The sequence below is a fragment of the Myxococcus virescens genome (assembly GCF_900101905.1).
Classification (GTDB): Bacteria; Myxococcota; Myxococcia; order Myxococcales; family Myxococcaceae; genus Myxococcus; species Myxococcus virescens.
Genome location: NZ_FNAJ01000017.1, coordinates 20,163 through 38,496 on the forward strand (window position 1 = coordinate 20,163; position 18,334 = coordinate 38,496).

The 18,334-nt window shown below is 69.2% G+C and carries 5 protein-coding genes; all 5 read left to right on the forward strand.

Annotation, left to right across the window (positions count from 1 at the left end; genetic code table 11):
- Nucleotides 1–51: 51 nt before the first annotated feature.
- The 5 genes from BLU09_RS31695 to BLU09_RS31715 all read left to right on the forward strand — a co-directional run bounded on the left by BLU09_RS31695 (nt 52) and on the right by BLU09_RS31715 (nt 18,331).
- Nucleotides 52–3,339, forward strand: coding sequence for a non-ribosomal peptide synthetase (locus BLU09_RS31695; protein ID WP_090494193.1), 3,288 nt, complete (start codon nt 52–54; stop codon nt 3,337–3,339).
- Complete coding sequence (locus tag BLU09_RS31700; protein WP_090494195.1) at nt 3,336–9,482, forward strand: non-ribosomal peptide synthetase; 6,147 nt, start codon at nt 3,336–3,338, stop codon at nt 9,480–9,482. The genes BLU09_RS31695 and BLU09_RS31700 overlap by 4 nt, the downstream gene beginning before the upstream one ends.
- A 132-nt stretch (nt 9,483–9,614) precedes the next feature.
- Complete coding sequence (locus BLU09_RS31705) at nt 9,615–11,294, forward strand: PhpK family radical SAM P-methyltransferase (protein ID WP_090494197.1); 1,680 nt, start codon at nt 9,615–9,617, stop codon at nt 11,292–11,294.
- A gap of 13 nt (nt 11,295–11,307) precedes the next feature.
- Nucleotides 11,308–15,855, forward strand: coding sequence for a non-ribosomal peptide synthetase (locus BLU09_RS31710; RefSeq protein ID WP_167371203.1), 4,548 nt, complete (start codon nt 11,308–11,310; stop codon nt 15,853–15,855).
- A 139-nt stretch (nt 15,856–15,994) separates the two neighbouring features.
- Nucleotides 15,995–18,331, forward strand: coding sequence for a M28 family metallopeptidase (locus tag BLU09_RS31715; protein WP_143043235.1), 2,337 nt, complete (start codon nt 15,995–15,997; stop codon nt 18,329–18,331).
- Nucleotides 18,332–18,334 lie beyond the last annotated feature (3 nt).

An 18,334-nucleotide genomic window follows, 5' to 3' on the forward strand; every position in this document is an offset into this window, starting at 1 on the left:
TGCCGCCCTGCTCGCGGCGTGTCCCTCTCAACGAACCGGACGGGCTGACTGATGTCACACCACGCCATCGAAGACATCTACCCGCTCTCGCCCCTGCAGCAGGGGATGCTCTTCCACACCCTGTACGCGCCCGAGGCAGGACAGTATTTCCTCCAGATTACGTGCACACTGGAGGGGCAGGTGGAGCCGGCGCACTTCGAGGCAGCGTGGCAGCACGTCCTCGATCAGCACCCAGCGCTGCGCACCTCGTTCACCTGGGAGGAGCTGGAGGAGCCCCTCCAGGTCGTCCACCGCGCCGTCTCCGTGCAGCTCACCCGGCAGGATTGGAGCCACCTCGCACCGGAGGCACAGCGCCGTGAGCTGGCGGCCCTCCTCGATGCGGATCGCCAGCGCGGGTTCGCGCTCGACCAGGCGCCGCTCATGCGGCTGCTCCTCATACGCACCGGCCCTCGGACCCACACGTTCGTCTGGAGCTGTCATCACCTGCTGCTGGACGGCTGGTCACTCGGGCTGCTCCTCGAGGAGTGCCTCGACGCGTATCACGCGCTCGTCCGAGGTGAACGCCCTGCGCGCGGCGTCACGCGCCCCTACCGCGACTACATTGCCTGGCTCCAACAGCAATCATCCGGGCAGGCAGAGCATTTCTGGCGCGAGCGACTGGCAGGCTTCGCCTCGCCCACGCCCCTGCCGGTGGCGCGGGCCACGAAGGCCGAGGGTTCCTGGCATGGGCGCGCCTCGTTCAATCTTTCCGGAGAGACCTCGGAGCAGCTCCGCGCCCTGGCCCGGACGCACGCGCTGACGCCGAACACCCTCTTCCAAGGCATCTGGGCGCTCCTGCTCAGCCGCTATAGCGGTCAGTCCGACGTCGTTTTTGGCACCACGGTATCCGGACGGCCCGCCAGCCTGCCGGGGGCGCAATCCATGGTGGGCATGTTCATCAACACCCAGCCGGTGCGGACGCGGGTCGATCCGGACGGCCTCGTCCTGCCATACCTCCAACAGCTCCAGCGCGAGCAGGCCGAGGCGCGCCAGTACGAGTACAGCTCGCTCGTGCAGATTCACGGCTGGAGCGAGGTGCCGCGCGGCCAGAACCTCTTCGAGACGCTGCTCGTCTTCGAGAGCTTCCCCTTCTCCCACGCAGAGACCTCGCCGGGCCATGGCGTGACCGTCACGGACATCGAGACCTACGACTTCACCAGCTACATCCTTCACATCGACGTCGTCCCCGGTCCCGCCTTCACCCTCCTGGCGAGCTACGATCGCCGGCAGCTCGACGACGCGACGCTCGCGCGGCTGCTGACGCACTACGCGCGGCTGCTCGAGGAGCTGGCCCATCACCCCGGGCGGCGCCTGGACGAACTCTCGATGCTGCCGGACGCCGAGCGCCGACAAGTCCTGCTCGACTGGAACCAGCAGCGAGCGGACTACCCGTTCAACAGCGCCATCCCGCAGCTCATCCAGGAGCAGGTCGCACGGACCCCGGACGCAATCGCCGTGGCCCACCGCGACGACCAGCTCACCTACCGTGAGCTCAACGCCCGGTCCAACCGGCTGGCGCATCCGCTCATCACGGAAGGCGTGGGGCCCGACGTCGTCGTCGCGCTGCTCGGCGATCGCGGGGTGGACTTCCTCGCCGCCATCGTCGGGATTCTCAAGGCGGGAGGCGCCTACCTCCCGCTGGATCCAGAGCACCCCGCCGAGCGGCTGGCGCAGATCCTCGGACAGAGCCAGACCCCCATCGTGGTGGTGTCCCGTGAGCGCCGCGCGCTGCTCGACGCGGCGCTGGCGCTCCTGCCCGCCGGTGCCCGGCCACGCGCATTGGAGATCCCGGAGTTGCTGGAGCGCCAGGCCCCGGCGGACGATCCGCCTTGCCGCAGCCACGGGCGGAACCTGGCGTATGTCATCTACACGTCCGGCTCCACGGGCGCCCCCAAGGGCGCCATGCTGGAGCACGCAGGGAAGATCAACCACATCCGCGGCATGATTGATTTCCTGCGGCTGGGGCCGGCGGACGTGATGGCTCAAACGGCCTCACAGTGCTTTGACATCTCGGTCTGGCAGTTCCTCGCCCCGCTGATGCTGGGAGCACGCGTCCAGATCCTCGACACCGAGCTGACGCGGGATCCCGCCCGCTTCCTGGCGGAGTTGGACCGGACAGGCATCACCCTCCTCGAGGTGGTTCCCTCGTTGATGACGGCGATGATTGAGCAGCTCGAGCGGATGGACCCCGCGCGGTTGCCGATGCAGGCGCTCCACTGGCTCATTCCCACCGGCGAGGTGCTCCCGCCCGCGCTTTGCAGACGGTGGCTGAAACTGTACCCGCGCGTGCCGCTGCTCAATGCCTACGGCCCGACGGAGACCTCGGACGACACGAACCTCTACACGGTGTCCCAGCCACCACCGGACGACGAGGAGCGCGTGCCGGTGGGCTACGCGCTGCCGAACCTGACGATGTACATCCTGGATTCGCGGCTGCGTCCGGTGCCTGTCGGACTCGCTGGGGAGCTGTACATTGGCGGCATCGGGGTGGGCCGCGGCTACCTGAACAACCCCGCGCGCACGGCCGCATCGTTCCTGCCAGATCCGTTCTCCGCCCTCAGCGGGGCGCGCTTCTACAAGACGGGCGACATCTGCCGCTATCGCCCCGACGGAAGCATCGAGTTCCTCGACCGGGCGGACTTCCAGGTGAAGATCCGCGGCTTCCGGGTGGAGCCAGGTGAGGTGGAGTCGGTGCTCGCCCGGCACCCAACGGTCAGGCAAGCCGTGGTGGTGGCGCGCGAGTTGCCAACCCGCGGCAAGCAGCTGGTCGCCTATGTGGTGCCGCGCGAGGGGGCCTGGCCCGGAGCTGCCGAGGGCAGCGCCCGCGACGGCCACGAGGGCATCACCCTCCTCCGTGAGTTCCTCCAGGGACATCTGCCGCACTACATGATGCCCTCTGTCTTCGTCGTGTTGCCCGCGTTGCCGCTGAACGCCAACGGGAAGGTGGACCGCAAGGCCTTGCCCATACCGGACGCCGCCGCTGCCCAGGAAGCGCGTCCGCCCGCGCCCCCCCGCTCCGATGTGGAGGAGCGGCTCGTGGCGCTCTGGCAAGAGGTGCTGTCGCGCCAGTCGATCGGCGTCGAGGATGACTTCTTCGAGCTCGGCGGTCACTCGCTGCTCGCCGTCCGCGCGCACTCCCGGCTGCGCGAACTCTTCGGAGTCGACCTGCCGCTGCGGACCCTGTTCGAGCTGACCACCGTGGCCCGGCTGGCAGAGAAGATCGAAGCCCTCCGCTGGGCGACCTCGGGCCCTCCCAAGGACGAGCCGGAGGACGCCGAGCGCGAAGAGGTGGAGTTGTGACGGTCCTCGAGCTGGTCACGGGGCTGCGCCAGCGCGGCGTGAGGCTGTGGCTGGAGCAGGAGCAGCTCCGTTGCAGCGCGCCCAAGGGCGTGCTCACCGAGGAGCTGCGCGCTTCCTTGCGCGCCCACAAATCGGAGCTGATCGATTTCCTTCGAGAAGCCCACGCGGCCACCCCCACCCACGCCATCATCCCGAGCGCGCCGCGCCCCCCGCGGATTCCGCTGTCGTTCGCGCAGCAGCGGCTGTGGTTCCTCGACCGGCTCGAGCCGGACAGTCCCCTGTACAATATGGCGGTGCCGCTCAGACTGCGCGGTCCGCTCGACGTGGAGGCATTCCAGCGCGCCTGCTCCGAGGTCGTGCGGCGTCACGAGTCGCTGCGCACCACCTTCCAGATGGCCGAGGACCAGCCAGTTCAGATCATCGCCCCGCCAGCCCCCCATCCTGTCCCGGTGGTGTCGCTGGAGGCACATCCGCCCGACGGCCGAGAGGCGATTGCCTCGAGGATGGTTCAGGAAGAGTCCTCGCGGCCATTCGATCTGACCCGGGGACCGCTCGTGCGGACCACCCTGCTGCGGCTCGCTCCGGACGATCACGTGCTGCTGCTCACGCTCCATCACATTGTCTCCGACGGTTGGTCCGAGACCGTGCTCGTGCGGGAGGTGGCCGCGCTCTACACCGCGGCTCCCGGCACCGGGTTCGCGCTACCGGAGTTGCCCATCCAGTACGCGGACTTCGCGCTCTGGCAACGCAACTGGCTCCAGGGGGAGGTGCTCGAACGCCAGCTCTCGTACTGGCGGCGGCAGCTCGCGGGCGCGCCGCAGGTGCTGGCGTTGCCATCAGACCGGCCGCGTCCGGCGGCGTGGAGTGGCGCGGGCGCCAGCCTGGGGTCCCTCATCCCCACGGAGCTGGCGGAGGCACTCCGGGCATCGGCCCGGCGCGAAGGCGCGACCCTGTTCATGATGCTGATGGCGGCGTTCCAAGCGCTCCTTCATCGCTATTCCGGACAGGATGACATCGTCGTGGGCACGGACGTGGCCAATCGCAGCCGCGCCGAGACCCAGGGGCTCATCGGCTTCTTCGTCAACCAGCTCGCGCTGCGCACCCGCTTCGAAGGAGATCCTCCATTCCGGGAGCTGCTCGGACAGGTTCGCGCCACGGCGCTGGACGCGTACGCGCATCAGGACCTGCCGTTCGAGGAGCTGGTCAAGGTGCTCAATCCCGAGCGGAGCCGGGGCCATGCGTCCATCTTTCAAGTCAAGCTCCTGCTCCAGGACGTGGCGCTCTCGGAGCTGTCGCTGCCCGGCCTCACGATTCAGCCGGTGGAGGTGGAGCAGTCCTCCGCGAAACTGGACCTCACCGTCTTCGTGGCGGAGACGCCGCGGGGACTGGAGTGCAAGTGGGAGTACAGCACGGAGCTGTTCGATGAAGGCACCATTCGCCGGATGGTGGCGCACTACCAGCGGCTCCTGGAGGGCGCGGTGGCGGCCCCTGGCTGCCGCATCTCCGCGCTCCCGCTCCTGTCCGCGGACGAGGAGCAGCAACTGCTCGCCGTCTGGAACGACACCCGGACGGAGTACCCCCACGCAGCCTGCGTTCATGCGCTCTTCGAGGAGCAGGCCCGCCGAACGCCCGAGTCCCTCGCGGTCCTCCACGAAGGCTTCGCGCTCCGCTACCGCGAGCTGAACGAGCGGGCGAATCAGCTCGCCAGGCGCTTGCAGGCGATGGGCGTTGGCCCCGAGACGGTGGTCGGCCTGTGCCTCGATCGCGGTCCGGAGCTGGTGGTGGGCCTGTTCGGCATCCTCAAGGCGGGCGGTGCGTACCTCCCGCTCGACCCCACCTACCCCGCCGAGCGGCTCGCTTTCATGCTCCGGGATGCCCGCGTTCCGGTGCTGGTCACCCTCGAACGAATCGCCGATAGGCTCCCCTCGCAGGGAGAGCAGCTGCTGTGCCTGGACGCGGACCAGGAGCCACTGGCGCGCGAGGCGACGTCGAATCTGGACGTCTCCGTCACCGCCCGGAACCTGGCGTATGTCCTCTACACCTCCGGCTCCACCGGCACGCCGAAGGGGGCGATGATCGAACACCGGGGGGTGGTGAACTACCTGAGCTGGTGCACCGGCGCGTACCACGTGGCGGAGGGCTCGGGGGCTCCGGTGCATTCCTCCATCTCCTTCGACCTGACGGTGACGAGCCTTCTCGCGCCGCTGGTGGCAGGAAGGACGGTGACGCTGGTCCCAGAGGACGACCGGCTGGAGGGACTGGCCAAGGCACTCCGCTCGAAGCCGGATTTCAGCCTCGTCAAGCTGACGCCGACACACCTGAGGCTGCTCGCGCGGCAGCTCGACGCAGCGGCGCTGGCCGGACAGGCGCGAGCGCTCGTCATTGGCGGGGAGGCCTTGACCGCCGAAGCGCTGGAGCCATGGAGGAGCCACGCACCAGGGACGCGGCTCATCAATGAGTACGGGCCGACCGAGACGGTGGTGGGCTGCTGCGTCCACGAGGCAACCCCAGATGACGCCCGCACGGGGACAGTCGCGATTGGCCGGCCGATCGCGAACACGCGGCTCTACGTGCTCGACGAGCACCTGCGTCTCGTACCGGTGGGAGTGCCCGGGGAGCTCTATATCGGCGGGGACGGCGTGGCCCGCGGCTACCTCGACCGGCCGGCGCTGACCGCGGAGCGCTTCGTGCCGGATCCGTTCGGCGGCATCCCTGGCGCCAGACTGTACCGGACTGGGGATCGGGTGCGCCGCTTCCCGGATGGAGTGCTGGACTTCCTCGGCCGTGGGGACGAGCAGGTCAAGGTGCGGGGATATCGCATCGAGCTGGGCGAGATTGAGGGGGTGCTCGGCCAGGCCCCCGGCGTGCGCGACGTGGTGGTGGTCGCGCGCGAGGACATCGAGGGCAGCAAGCGGCTGGTGGCCTACGTGGTACCGGGCGAAGGCGCGGACGTGGAGCCCGAGGTGCTGCGCCAGCTCGCTCGCGCGAAGCTCCCGGAGCACATGGTCCCCTCGGTGGTGGTGCCACTGGACGCACTGCCCCTGTCACCGAACGGCAAGGTGGACCGCAGGGCGCTCCCCGCGCCAGAGGCGCTCGCACGCGAGCCCCACCACGCGTACGTCGCGCCGCAGACCCGCGCGCAAGCCCTGCTGTGCTCCCTCGGTGCCGAACTCCTGCGCCTGGACCGGGTCGGCATCCGCGACAACTTCTTCGACCTCGGCGGCGACTCCATCCTGGGCGTGCAGTTGATCGGCCGGGCGAACCGGGCCGGCCTGCACCTGACCCCGAAGCAACTCTTCGATCACCAGACGTTCGAGGAACTCGCTGCTGCGGCGGGTACCGGTGGGGCCATCATCGCGGAGCAGGGACTGGTCAAGGGCGACGTCCCACTCACGCCAATCCAGTGCTGGTTCTTCCGGCAGCCCCAACCTGCCCCTCATCACTTCAACCAGGCCGTGCTGCTGGAAACCCACGCGTCCTTCCGCCCGGACCTCCTCGAGCCAGCGCTCCAGGCGCTCCTGGTCCATCACGACGCGCTCCGGCTGCGCTTTGAAGAAGCCGGGCATGGCTGGACCCAGCACTGCGTCGAGTTGGAGCGCGCGCCAGCCGTGAGCACTTTCAATCTCTCCGGCTTGCCCCCGGAACATCAGCGCCGCGAGCTGGAGGCCACCGCGGCCAGCCTGCAAGAGAGCCTGGATCTCCAACAGGGGCCGTTGCTGCGGGCCGCGTGGTTCGACCTCGGCCACGGGAAGCCGGGGCGCCTGCTGCTCCTCGCCCACCATCTGGCCGTGGACGGCTTCTCCTGGCGCGTCTTGCTGGAGGATCTCCAGGCGGCGCACCAGTCCCTCCTCCAGGGACGCGAAATCCAACTGCCCGCGAAGACCACCTCGTACCAGCACTGGTCCAGACGGCTGCGCGAGTACGCGGCCTCCGCCGCCCCTGCCTTCGACTACTGGCGGCGGATGGAGCGCTCCAACGTGGCAAGGCTCCCGGAGGACCTGCCCGGAGCAACGGCCGCCAGCGACACCGCCGCGAACGCCCGGACCTACGCGGTGGAACTCGGCGCGGAGGAGACGTCCGCGCTCCTCCGCGAGGTGCCTGAGGCGTTCCGCTGCGGGATGAACGAGGTCCTGCTCACCGCGCTCACCTCCGTGCTGGCGAACTGGGCGGGGGGCCGAAGGTGGCTCGTGGACCTGGAGGGCCACGGTCGGGAGCCGCTGTTCGATGACGTTGATCTCTCACGCACGGTGGGGTGGTTCACCTCCATCTTCCCTGTCGTGCTCGAAGCCCCCACGGGTGACGGCCTCGTGGAGCTGCTGGAGTCCGTGAAGGCCCAGCTCCAGCGCATCCCGAACCAGGGCATCGACTTCGGCGTCCTGCGCTACCTGCGCCAGGATGACACCAGTGGTCCCCCCGGGGACGAAGCGCAGGTGCTGTTCAACTACCTGGGGCAATTCGATCAGGTGTTCGCGGGCGACGGCCTCTTTCAACCCGCGGAAGAGTCCCCCGGCCCGACCGTCAGCCCCCTGGCGCCGCGCACCCACGCGCTCGAGGTCAACGGACTCATCCACGCCGGTCGGCTGAGGATCGGCTGGGCCTACAGCGGGGCCCGTCACCATGCCTCGACGATCGCCCGACTCGCGGAGCGCTTCCTCCAGGTCCTGCGGGAGCTCGTCGCACTCGCGCGCGTGGGCGGGCACCGGGAGCGCGTGGCCCGTTTCCCGCTGGCACGGCTGGCACCCGTGTCTCTTGAGCGCCTGCTGGCGGAGGCGCCCGGCACGGAAGACGTGTATCCACTCGTGCTTGGCCAGCGCGAGATGTTCGAGCACACGCGAGCCCACCCCGGAGCGTGGGCCTACTTCACCCAGCTCTCGTGCCGGGTGGTGGGCACCTTCTCGCCGGAAGCCTTCGTCGCGGCCTGCCAGCGAGTGATGGAGCGGCACCCGGCGCTCCGTGGCGCGGTGGCCCTGGAGCCGATGGCGGAGCCCCACCAGCTCGTCCACCGCGCCCCCTCGCTCCCCGTCGAACGGCTCGACTGGACGGAGCGAACGGACAGTGAGGCGCGCGCCCTGCTGGAGCAATTCCTCGAGGCGGACCGCGAGACCGGCTTCAGCCCAGACCGGCCGCCGCTGCTACGACTCACGTTCATCCAGCTCGCGCCACAGGCGTGCCACCTCGTGTGGAGCAGCCACCACGGCATGCTCGACGGTTGGAGCATGTCCCTGCTGCTGGAAGAGGTGTTCACGGTCTACGGGAGCCTCTCGCGCGGTGTCCCCGTGGAGCTGCCGCCGCGGCCCCCCTTCCGGGAGCTCGTCGCCTGGTTGCAGCGCCAGCAGCCCTGGCGCGCGGAGGAATACTGGCGACGCGAGTTGGCGGGTTTGACCGGACCACCGGCGGCCGCTCACGCCCCAGCCGGCGGACAGCGCCCGCTGGAGCATGCGCGGTATGCGGAACGAACGCTCGAGATGGCGCCGGCCACCACGAAGGCGCTCCAGGAACTGGCGAGGACCCACCGGCTCACGCTGAACACCCTGGTCCAAGGCGCGTGGGCACTGGTCCTGGCCAATGGTCCCCGCGCCGAGGAGGTCGTCTTCGGGGTGACCGCGGCCGTGCGCCCCGTGGACCTCCCGGGTGTGGAGGACATGGTCGGCCACTTGATCAACACGCTTCCCACGCGGGTCCGGCTGGTACCGGACGCCCCCGTCATCGAGTGGCTGGCCCAGCTGCAAGCCCAACAGGCCGAGCAACGCCAGTTCGGCCACGTTCCACTTGCGACGCTGAGGCGTTGGAGCGGACTGCCAGACGACAGCCCCTTGTTCGACAGCGTCCTCCGCTTCGAGAACTACCCCATCCGCTTCGTCCTCGAGCGCGCTGCGCCGGGGTTCACGGTGGAGGCCATGCGGATCATCGATCGCTGGCCCTACCCGCTGTCACTGGTGGCAGTCCCGGGCCCTCCGCTGAGGCTCGAGCTCGGCTGGCAGCGCGATCGGATTGACGAGGACACAGCCACCCGTGCGCTGGCGCAGATGCAGTACGTGCTCGAGCGTCTCCTCGGGAACCCCGGACAGAGACTGTGTGCGCTGATGGAGGGACTCCAGGAGTGGGTGCTCCCAGCGCGGGTTGAATCAGGTAGCGGCGTCTGAGAGAATTCCGCAAAATCCGCAATTCACAGGTAGCGGTAGAGGGGAGCGCTCCCGGCCCACCCCGGAAGCAGCCCCAGCTCACCGTGGCGAGGCGGATCCGGCAGCAGCGGGCCAAAGCACAGGGGAGCGGTCATGGCGGAGTCGACACGTCGCGATTGCATCGTCATCGGGTACAACGAGACCCCGTTCGACGAGTACGAAGCCGGAATCCGGCGCTATGGCGAGGACTCCGAAGCCTATCGGGATCTGAAGTTCAGCTTCATCGAGCTCGAGGGCAAGCGGCTCAACTACGTGGACCTGCTGAACCACGTGTACCGCCGCGCCCTCCCCTCGGGGACGCCGCACGCGGCGTTCCGCTCTGGAGGCATCCCCAGCCTCGCGGCCGTCTATCTCTGCAGCTTCCTGCGCCGCCACGGCCACGACGTGACGTACCTCAACCTGTTTCAGCACGAGAAGGAGCGCCTGGCCGAGCTGCTCGCGCAAAACCCTCGCGCGGTGGCCATCACCACCACCTTCTACGTCCTCAATGATCCCGTCATCGAGATGGTGCAGTTCATCCGCCAGCACAACCCCGACGTCCGGATCATCGTCGGCGGTCCGCTGGTTTCCAACCATCACCGGCGCTACGAGGGGAATGAGCTCGCGGTGGTGCTCGACGACCTCGGCGCGGACATCTACGTCGTCGAGAGCCAGGGCGAACTCACGCTCTCGCGGGTCCTCGACCGGCTGAAGGCGGGCCAGGAGCTGGGCGACGTCCCCAACCTCATCTACCCCGCCGAGGGCGGGCCCGTCCGCGCCGGGCGCTACCGCATCAACCCACCGCAGGCGGAAAGCAACTCCCTCGACGAGAACATCATCGACTGGCGCGGCATGGCGGAGAACCCCCTGGGCCCCACGCTCCAGACCCGCACCGCCCGGAGCTGTGCATACAGTTGCTCGTTCTGTGCCTATCCCATGCGTGCCGGCAGCCTGACCCTGGCGGGCATGGATGCGGTGGCACGCGAACTGGACGCGATGGCCGAGCTGGGCACCCAGAACGTCGTCTTCATTGACGATACGTTCAACGTGCCGCTGAAGCGCTTCAAGGAACTGTGCCGGTTGCTGATCGAGCGCCGCTACGGATTCAACTGGTTCTCCTATTTCCGGTGCAGCAACTCGGACGACGAGGCCGTGGACCTGGCGGCGCAGAGCGGGTGCCGCGGCGTCTTCCTTGGGATTGAATCCGGCTCGCCGCGGATCCTGGCCAACATGAACAAGGCCGCGACGGTTGAAAAATACGTGAGCGGCATGAAGCGGCTGCATGCCCACGGCATCCTCACCTTCGCGTCATTCATCCTGGGCTTCCCCGGCGAGACGGAAGAGACGGTCGAAGAGACCCTCGCGTTCATCCAGGAGACCCGGCCGGACTACTACCGCACACAGCTCTGGTATTGCGAACCCGGTACCGCCGTGGATGCGAAGCGGCAGCAGTATGGGATTACCGGCCAGGGGTTCATCTGGCGGCACGACACCATGGAGAGCCTGGAGGCGATGGACCACATCGACCGGATGTTCCTCACGGTGAAGGACTCCGTCTGGTTGCCGCAGTGGTCGTTCGACTTCTGGATCATCCCCTACCTGCTCGGGCGCGGGCTCCAGACCGAGCAGTTCAAGGCGCTGATGCGGCTTGCCCACCAGCTCCTCGCGCTGGAGATCGCCTCCGTCTCTTCAGAGGCGAAGCGCGTCCAGCAGCGTGACTACGTGGGACAGATGGAAGCGCTGGTGCGCCAATGGAGCGGCGCATCCTCCCAAGCGGTGCTGGCCGGAAGATGATGGGAGTTCGCAATTGAGCATCGAAGCGTATCGGCTCTCTCCTCAGCAGCTTCGTCTGTGGCGGTTGCACGGCCAGCACCAGACGCTCCGGGTCCAGGCATTGATGCGGCTCGAGGGCGCCCCCCAACCCGGTGCCCTCGAGCACGCGGTGGCGCGGCTCGTCGCGCGGCATGAGCCGCTCCGAACCCGCTTCCCGAGCCTGCCGGGACTGGACGCCCCCGTGCAGGAGGTGATGACGAGCGGCGAGGTGACGTGGGACCGGGTGGACTTCCGCACCTTCCCCGCCGCCACGCGCGAGGAACGCGCCCTCGCGCACTTCCAACAGATGGGCCAGCGCCCTTTCGAGCTCGGCACCGGCCCCGTCCTCCGCGTGAGCCTGATGACGTTGGACACCGGGCAGCACCTGCTGGGGCTGGTGGCGCCAGCGCTGTGCGCCGACGCCGCCACCCTGCGGCGCGTCTGCTCGGAGCTGCAGCGAGACATCGCAGGGCAAGCCCAGGAATCGGAGCAGGACGGAGAGCCGGCCTCTCACCTCTCTTTCTCCGAATGGCAGAACGAGCTGCGCGAGGAGCTGACGGAGCGAGACCACCCCGCGGCCACCTTCTGGGAGAAGCACGGGACCACCGCAGGCGCGGCGGTGACACTGCCCTTTGAGGGGCACGCGAACGCGGCGCAGGCGTTCGACCCGGCGTCGCTCGAGTTGGCGCTGAACGGCGAGCGGCTGTCGCGGCTCGACGCGGCGGCGCGCGAGCTGGGGTGCTCCCTTGAGGGCCTGCTGCTCGCCACCTGGAGCGCGGAGCTCTGGAAGCTGACCGGCCAGACGGACTTCGTGCTGGGCCTTCAGAGCGACGGACGCGAGCACGAGGAACTGGCGGAAGTGGTCGGCCCCCTCTCCCGCTGGGTGCCGCTCCGCGTCCGCCTCGACGCGGCCCAACCGCTGGGCGAGCTGGCCCTCCAGCTCCAGCAGGCGCAGCGCGAGGCGCTGGAGTGGCAACGGTACTATGTCTGGCCTGCCGCGGATGGTGAGCGCGTCCCCGGCCGGGACTTCCCCGCCATCGGCTTCCGCTGGGAGGACTTGCCGGAGACGCCGCACGCGGGCGCGGGTGTGCTCCGACTCGAATCGGCGCGCGCCTACGTGGATCAATCCAAGCTGTGCCTCTGCTGCGTGCGGACGCGCTCCACGCTCACGCTCGAACTCCAGTACGATCGAAGCCGCTTCCCGCCCGCAGCCGCTGAACAGGTGATTGGGCAACTCGAGGCGCTCCTGGAGCAGATCGCCGGCTCGCCGCGGGCGCGGTTGGATGGCTTGGATGCGGTGAGCCCACGCGAGCGGGCACGGTTGCTGGTGGACTTCAACGCCACGGCCCGGGAGTACCCGGCGCGCTGCGTCCACACCTGGATGGAAGAGCAGGCCGCACGCCATCCGGACCGGGTGGCGCTCGTCTACGAGGAGCGCACGCTCACCTACGCGCAGCTCGACGCGTGGGCCAACCGGGTGGCGCACGCGCTCCGCCGCCGGGGCGTGGGGCCGGAGATGCGTGTGGGGCTGTACCTCAACCGCTCGCTCGAAATCATGGTGGGAATCCTGGCCGTCCTGAAGTCTGGCGCGGCCTACGTCCCGCTCGATCCGGGCCAACCCCGGCAACGGCTTGCCGGGTTGCTCGACGACATCCAGGCGAAGGTCCTCCTCACCCAGAGACGGTTGCGCGAAACCGTCCCCGAGGCCGAGGGCCGCGAGGTGCTGTGCCTCGACGAAGAGGCCACGTTCGCCGGGGAACCCACCCGTGCCCCGCCCTGCGGAGCCCTTCCGGAGCACCCGGCGTACGTCCTCTTCACCTCCGGCTCTACCGGCCGCCCCAAGGGTGTCGTCGTCGAGCACCGGCAACTCCACAACTATGTTGCGAGCGTGATGGAGCGGCTGGACCTGCCCGAAGGCGCGGCCTACGCCACCGTCTCCACCTTCTCGGCGGACCTCGGCAATACCGTCATCTTCCCCGCGCTCTGCCTCGGCGGAACCCTTCACGTCATCTCCGCCGAGCGCGTGTCGGATCCAGCGGCCTTCGTGGAGTACCTCCAGCGCAACCCGATTGACGTGCTCAAGATTGTCCCCAGCCACCTGCGCGCGCTCGCGAGCGCAGGCACCGCCGGGGCGCTCCTCCCGCGTCAGCGGCTCATCCTGGGCGGCGAGGCGACGCCCCGCGCGTGGGCCGAAGAACTGCAAGCCCAGGCGCCCGGGTGCCGTATCTACAACCACTACGGGCCCACGGAGACGACGGTGGGCGTGATGACGTTCCATCTGGATCCGTCGCGACCACTCGCCGAGCTCAGCACCCTCCCGCTCGAGCGCCCCATCGACAACACCCAGGTCTACGTGCTCGACGCGAGGCTGCGGCCCGTCGCGGTGGGAATGTCGGGCGAACTCTACGTCGGTGGTGCCGCGCTCGCCCGGGGGTACCTGAACCGCCCAGACCTGACCGCGCAATCGTTCGTGCCCAATCCCTTCAGCGCCACGCCCGGTACGCGGATGTACCGGACAGGGGATCTCGCCCGTCACCTGCCCGACGGCACCCTGGAGCACCTCGGGCGGGCGGACAACCAGGTGAAGTACCACGGCTACCGCATCGAGCTGAACGAGCTGCGCCACGCGCTCAATCAGCACCCTCAGGTGCGCGACAGCGTGATGATGCTGAAACGGGACACGAACGGTAACGAGGTGCTCGTCGCCTACTACGTCTCGCGCCAGGAGCAGGAGCACGCTCAACTCCGGGCCTTCCTCGCGGAGCGGCTCATCGAGGAGGTGCTCCCGAACGTCTACGTCCACCTGAAGAAGCTGCCGCTCACCCTGAATGGGAAGGTCAACCACGAGGCCCTCCCCTCCCTGGAGGAGGCGCGGCGGAGGCAGCGCAGCCAACTCGTCGCCCCCCGGACGCCCGTGGAAGCCACCCTGGCGGACATCTGGTGCCAGGTCCTGAACCTGAAGGAGGTGTCCGTCACCGACAACTTCTTCAGCGTCGGCGGGGACTCGATTCTGGGGATCCTCGTCGTTTCGAAAGCCGACCAGGCGGGACTCAAGCTGACCCCGCGGCAGCTCTTCAAGCACCAGACAATCGCCGAGCTGGCCAGCGTCGCGGCCCAGGCACCTGCCTCTCCCGACGACGAAGGGCCGGTCAGCGGGCCCCTGCCGCTGACCCAGATCCAGCGCTGGTTCCTGGAGCAGGAAGTACCGGACCTGGATGGCTGGGGCATTGTCGTACCACTCGAAGCGCGGCAACCCCTGGACCCGTCCAGGCTCCAACAAGCATTGACCGCGCTGCTGAACCACCACGACGTGCTCCGGCTCCGGGTGACACGCAATGGCTCCGGCTGGGAAGCCCACATGGCCCCGCCTGGCGCACCGATGCCGTTCACTCGGATTGACCTCGCTTCGGTCCCTGACGCCTTGCTCGAGGAGCGATTCCAAGCGCTCGGGCATGAACTCCAGGCGAAGCTCCGGTTGGACGGGGGCCCCGTGGTGGTGACCGCCCTGCTCGAGCTGGGCCCCCACCGCCCGAGCCGGCTGATGATCGCCGCGCACCGGCTCGTGGTGGACGGCGTTTCCTGGCGCGTCCTCTTCGAACAGCTCCAGCTCGCCTATGAGCAGCTCGGAGGAGGCAGCGAATGCAAGCTGCCGCCCAGGACCACCTCGGTCCGCGCATGGCTCGAGCGCCTCCAGGGCTACGCGGACTCGCCCCGGCTGCGGGAGGAACTCGCGCACTGGACCGCGCAGGAGAAGGAGCAACCCTGGCCGCTTCCAGTGGAGCGCCCGGGGCCCCTGGTTCCCACGAGCCTGGAGCGGGAACTCACACACGCCCTGTCGTCTGAAGAGAGCCGGCTCCTGCTCAACGAGCTGCCCGAGGCCTACCGGTGTGAGATTGGCGAGCTGCTGATCGCCACCCTCGCCTGGACCCTGCACGAGTGGACGGGTCATCCGGAAGTGCTGCTGGACATCGAAGGCCACGGGCGCGAGGACGTCTTCGAGGACGTCGATCTCTCCCGAACGGTGGGCTGGCTCACCTCGCTGTACCCGGTGCGGCTCACGCCGGAACGGGTGGGGCCCAGCGCCACCGTGCGGACGGTGAAGGAGCAGCTCCGGTCCGTCCCGAACCGGGGCCTGGGCTACGGAGTGCTGCGCTACCTCTCACCCGACGCGGAGCTTCGCGCCCGGCTGGCGCGTGCGCCCCAGGCCGAAGTGCTCTTCCGGTACGTGGGGCAGTACCACCTCGCGGGCCCGTGGTTCACCGTGCTGGACCACCCGGAGCAACGGGCCCCCACGCGCCAGCACAAGCTGGCGGTGATTGCCCGCGTGGCGGACGGGCAGCTCCATGTCACCTGGTACTTCAGCACCGACATGTATGAGACCACCACCGTGGAGCGGCTCTCCGCTCGGTACCTGGACACGCTCCGGACGTTGCTCGCGGAGCGCGGGGTTCCCGAGCGACAGGTCCTCGCGCCGTCAGACTTCCCACTGGCCGGGTTGGACCAGTCGAAGTTGGACAAGCTGCTGGGCAAGCTCAAGAAGTAGCGCCGGGTGATGTACCTCTTCCGGAGGCCGCGCCCTCCGGAACGCGTTGCCGGAAGCGTCCTTGTCCGGTGGCGCGGTGAACTCTTAATCTCGCGTGGGCACTGCCGCATCGCCGGTGGCGCCTCTCGCACGGTACGACGTGGCCCCTCCCTCCCCCTCCTCGTGGTACGGCGCGCTTCGGCCCTGGCTGCTCGGATTGGGGCTCACCCTGGTGGTCGTCGCGCTCCAGGCCGAAGCGATCCGGACACCCCGTCCCCTCACCGCGGACGCACCGTCCACCGAGTTCTCCGAAGCGCGTGCCCAACGCGTCATGCGGCACCTGGCAGATGGCATCGGCCGGCGCATCCCCGGCACCCCTGCCCACCAGGAGGCCGCCTCCTACCTGGCCGGCGTGCTGCGCGAGCTTCCGCGCCTCGAGGTCGAGATTCAGGAGGCGGAGGGCGTCTATCTCGATGACGACACCCTCGTTGCCTACACCGTCCGGAACGTGGTGGCCCGCTTGCCGGGACGCAGGCCGGATGCGGTGCTCCTCTCGGCCCATTACGACACCTCCCCCGAAGGCACCGGAGCAGCGGACGACGCGCTCGGCATCGCCGCGATGGTTGAGGTCGCGCGCGCACTCGCGAACGGACCGGAGCTCGAGAACACGGTCGTCTTCAATCTCAATGGGGCCGAGGAGTATGGCCTGCTCGGCGCGGCCGGTTTCATGCAGCACCGGTGGGCGAGCCAGGTCCGCACCTTCCTGAACCTCGAGGCCACCGGGCTGGGCGGCCGGGCCATCCTCTTCCAGGCCGGGCCGGACGCATCCTGGCTCCTGGAGGCCTATGCCCGGGCCGTGCCCCAACCGTTCGGCGACGTGCTGGGCCAGGACCTCTTCCAGCATCGACTGGTTCCGGCGGGCACCGACGGCCACGTGTACCGCAGCGCGGGCATCTCCGGATTGGATCTCGCCCTCTTCCGGGACGGCTATGCGGTGCACTCCCCGTTGGATCGGCCCGAGCGGGTAGAACCCGGAAGCCTTCAGCACATGGGCGAGAGCGCGCTGGCAGTGACACGCGAGCTCGCCACACGGCCATTCCCGGACGGGAAGGGCTCGGGCCCGTCCATCTACTACGACGTGCTGGGGCGCTGGATGCTCCAGTACGGCGCCCACGCTGCGTGGGCCTGGGCCACGGCCGCCGCGCTGCTGGTGGCCGGCGCCACCGTCGTCGCCTCACGGAGGAAACGCGTCCGCCTGTCCCTGGCCGCCGAGGGGCTCGGCTTCTGTACACTGTCGCTCGCGGTGGCGCTGGTGTTGCCGGTTGCCTTCGGCCTCCTGCCCCACTACGCATTCGGACGCCCACATGGCTGGTACGCCTCGCCGTGGCTGGCCGTCGCGGCCTTCGGCACGCTCGCGGTGACGGGGGCGCTGCTCCCCCGCGCGCTGTGGGCGCGAAGGCTGGCTGCGCGGGGCGTGGCGCGCCAGGAGCGCGTGTTCACGGCCTGGCTCGGAGGGCTCTGGCTGTGGGTGCTGACACTCGGAGCGTTGCAGCTCCTGGGGCTTGGCACCGCCTACCTGGCGTTGTGGTGGACCGTGGGCGGCGCGCTCGGGCTCATCGCCGCCACCGTCCTCGCCTCGCCTCGCGCTCGGATGATGGCCCTCTATGCGAGCTGGGTGCCGGGCTTGCTGCTGACCGTGCAGATGGGACGCTCCCTGCTTGAGCTCTTCGTCCCGGTGGCGGGCCACCTTCGGCTGGGGATACCGCTCGATCCACTCGTGGCGCTGCTGGCGGCGCTGCCGGTGGCCATGGCGTCCGTGCTCGGACTTGCCCCCATCCACGAGCAGTCCCGCTTCGGCCCATCGGCCGCGGCCTTCGCCACGGCGAGCATGGCCTTCCTGTCCGTGCTGCTCCTGCGCTTCCCGTACACAGACGAACGGCCCAAGCGGCTCTGGCTGGAGCACCGCCTTCAGGAGGGCCGCAGTGAGCTGCAGTACTCTAGCTGGGACTTTCCCGACCCGCGCGCCGCGCTCTCCGGGCAGCCCGGGCCTCTCCAAACGGCCGCGCGGATGCCGGGCTTTCGCGGTGGTTACACCGCGCCAGTGCCGCCCGCGGACCTGCCCGCCCCCCAGGTCGAGGTGCTCGAATCACAGGCCGACGAAACCACCGCGCTCCGGACCGTGCGGCTGCGCCTCCACCTGGGCGCGGCATACCTCGGCCGGGTGCGGATTCCGAGGGCCGCCCTCGCGGGATGGTCGCTCCCGGCCCCCCTCCCGCCGCTAGCGCCGGAGGACTCGGTCTATGTCCTCGACGTGCTCGCACCGCCAGGAGGGCACTACGAGGTCTCGCTGCGTCTGAGGGGCCAGGAGGAGGTACCGGTGGACGTACAAGCCTACTTCGCGGAATGGACGCCGCCGCTCGAAGAGGCGCGTTCGCGGCTCCCCGCGTGGACGACAGCGAACCTGCGCGTCTCCACGTACGCCACCCTCCGGCTCTGACCC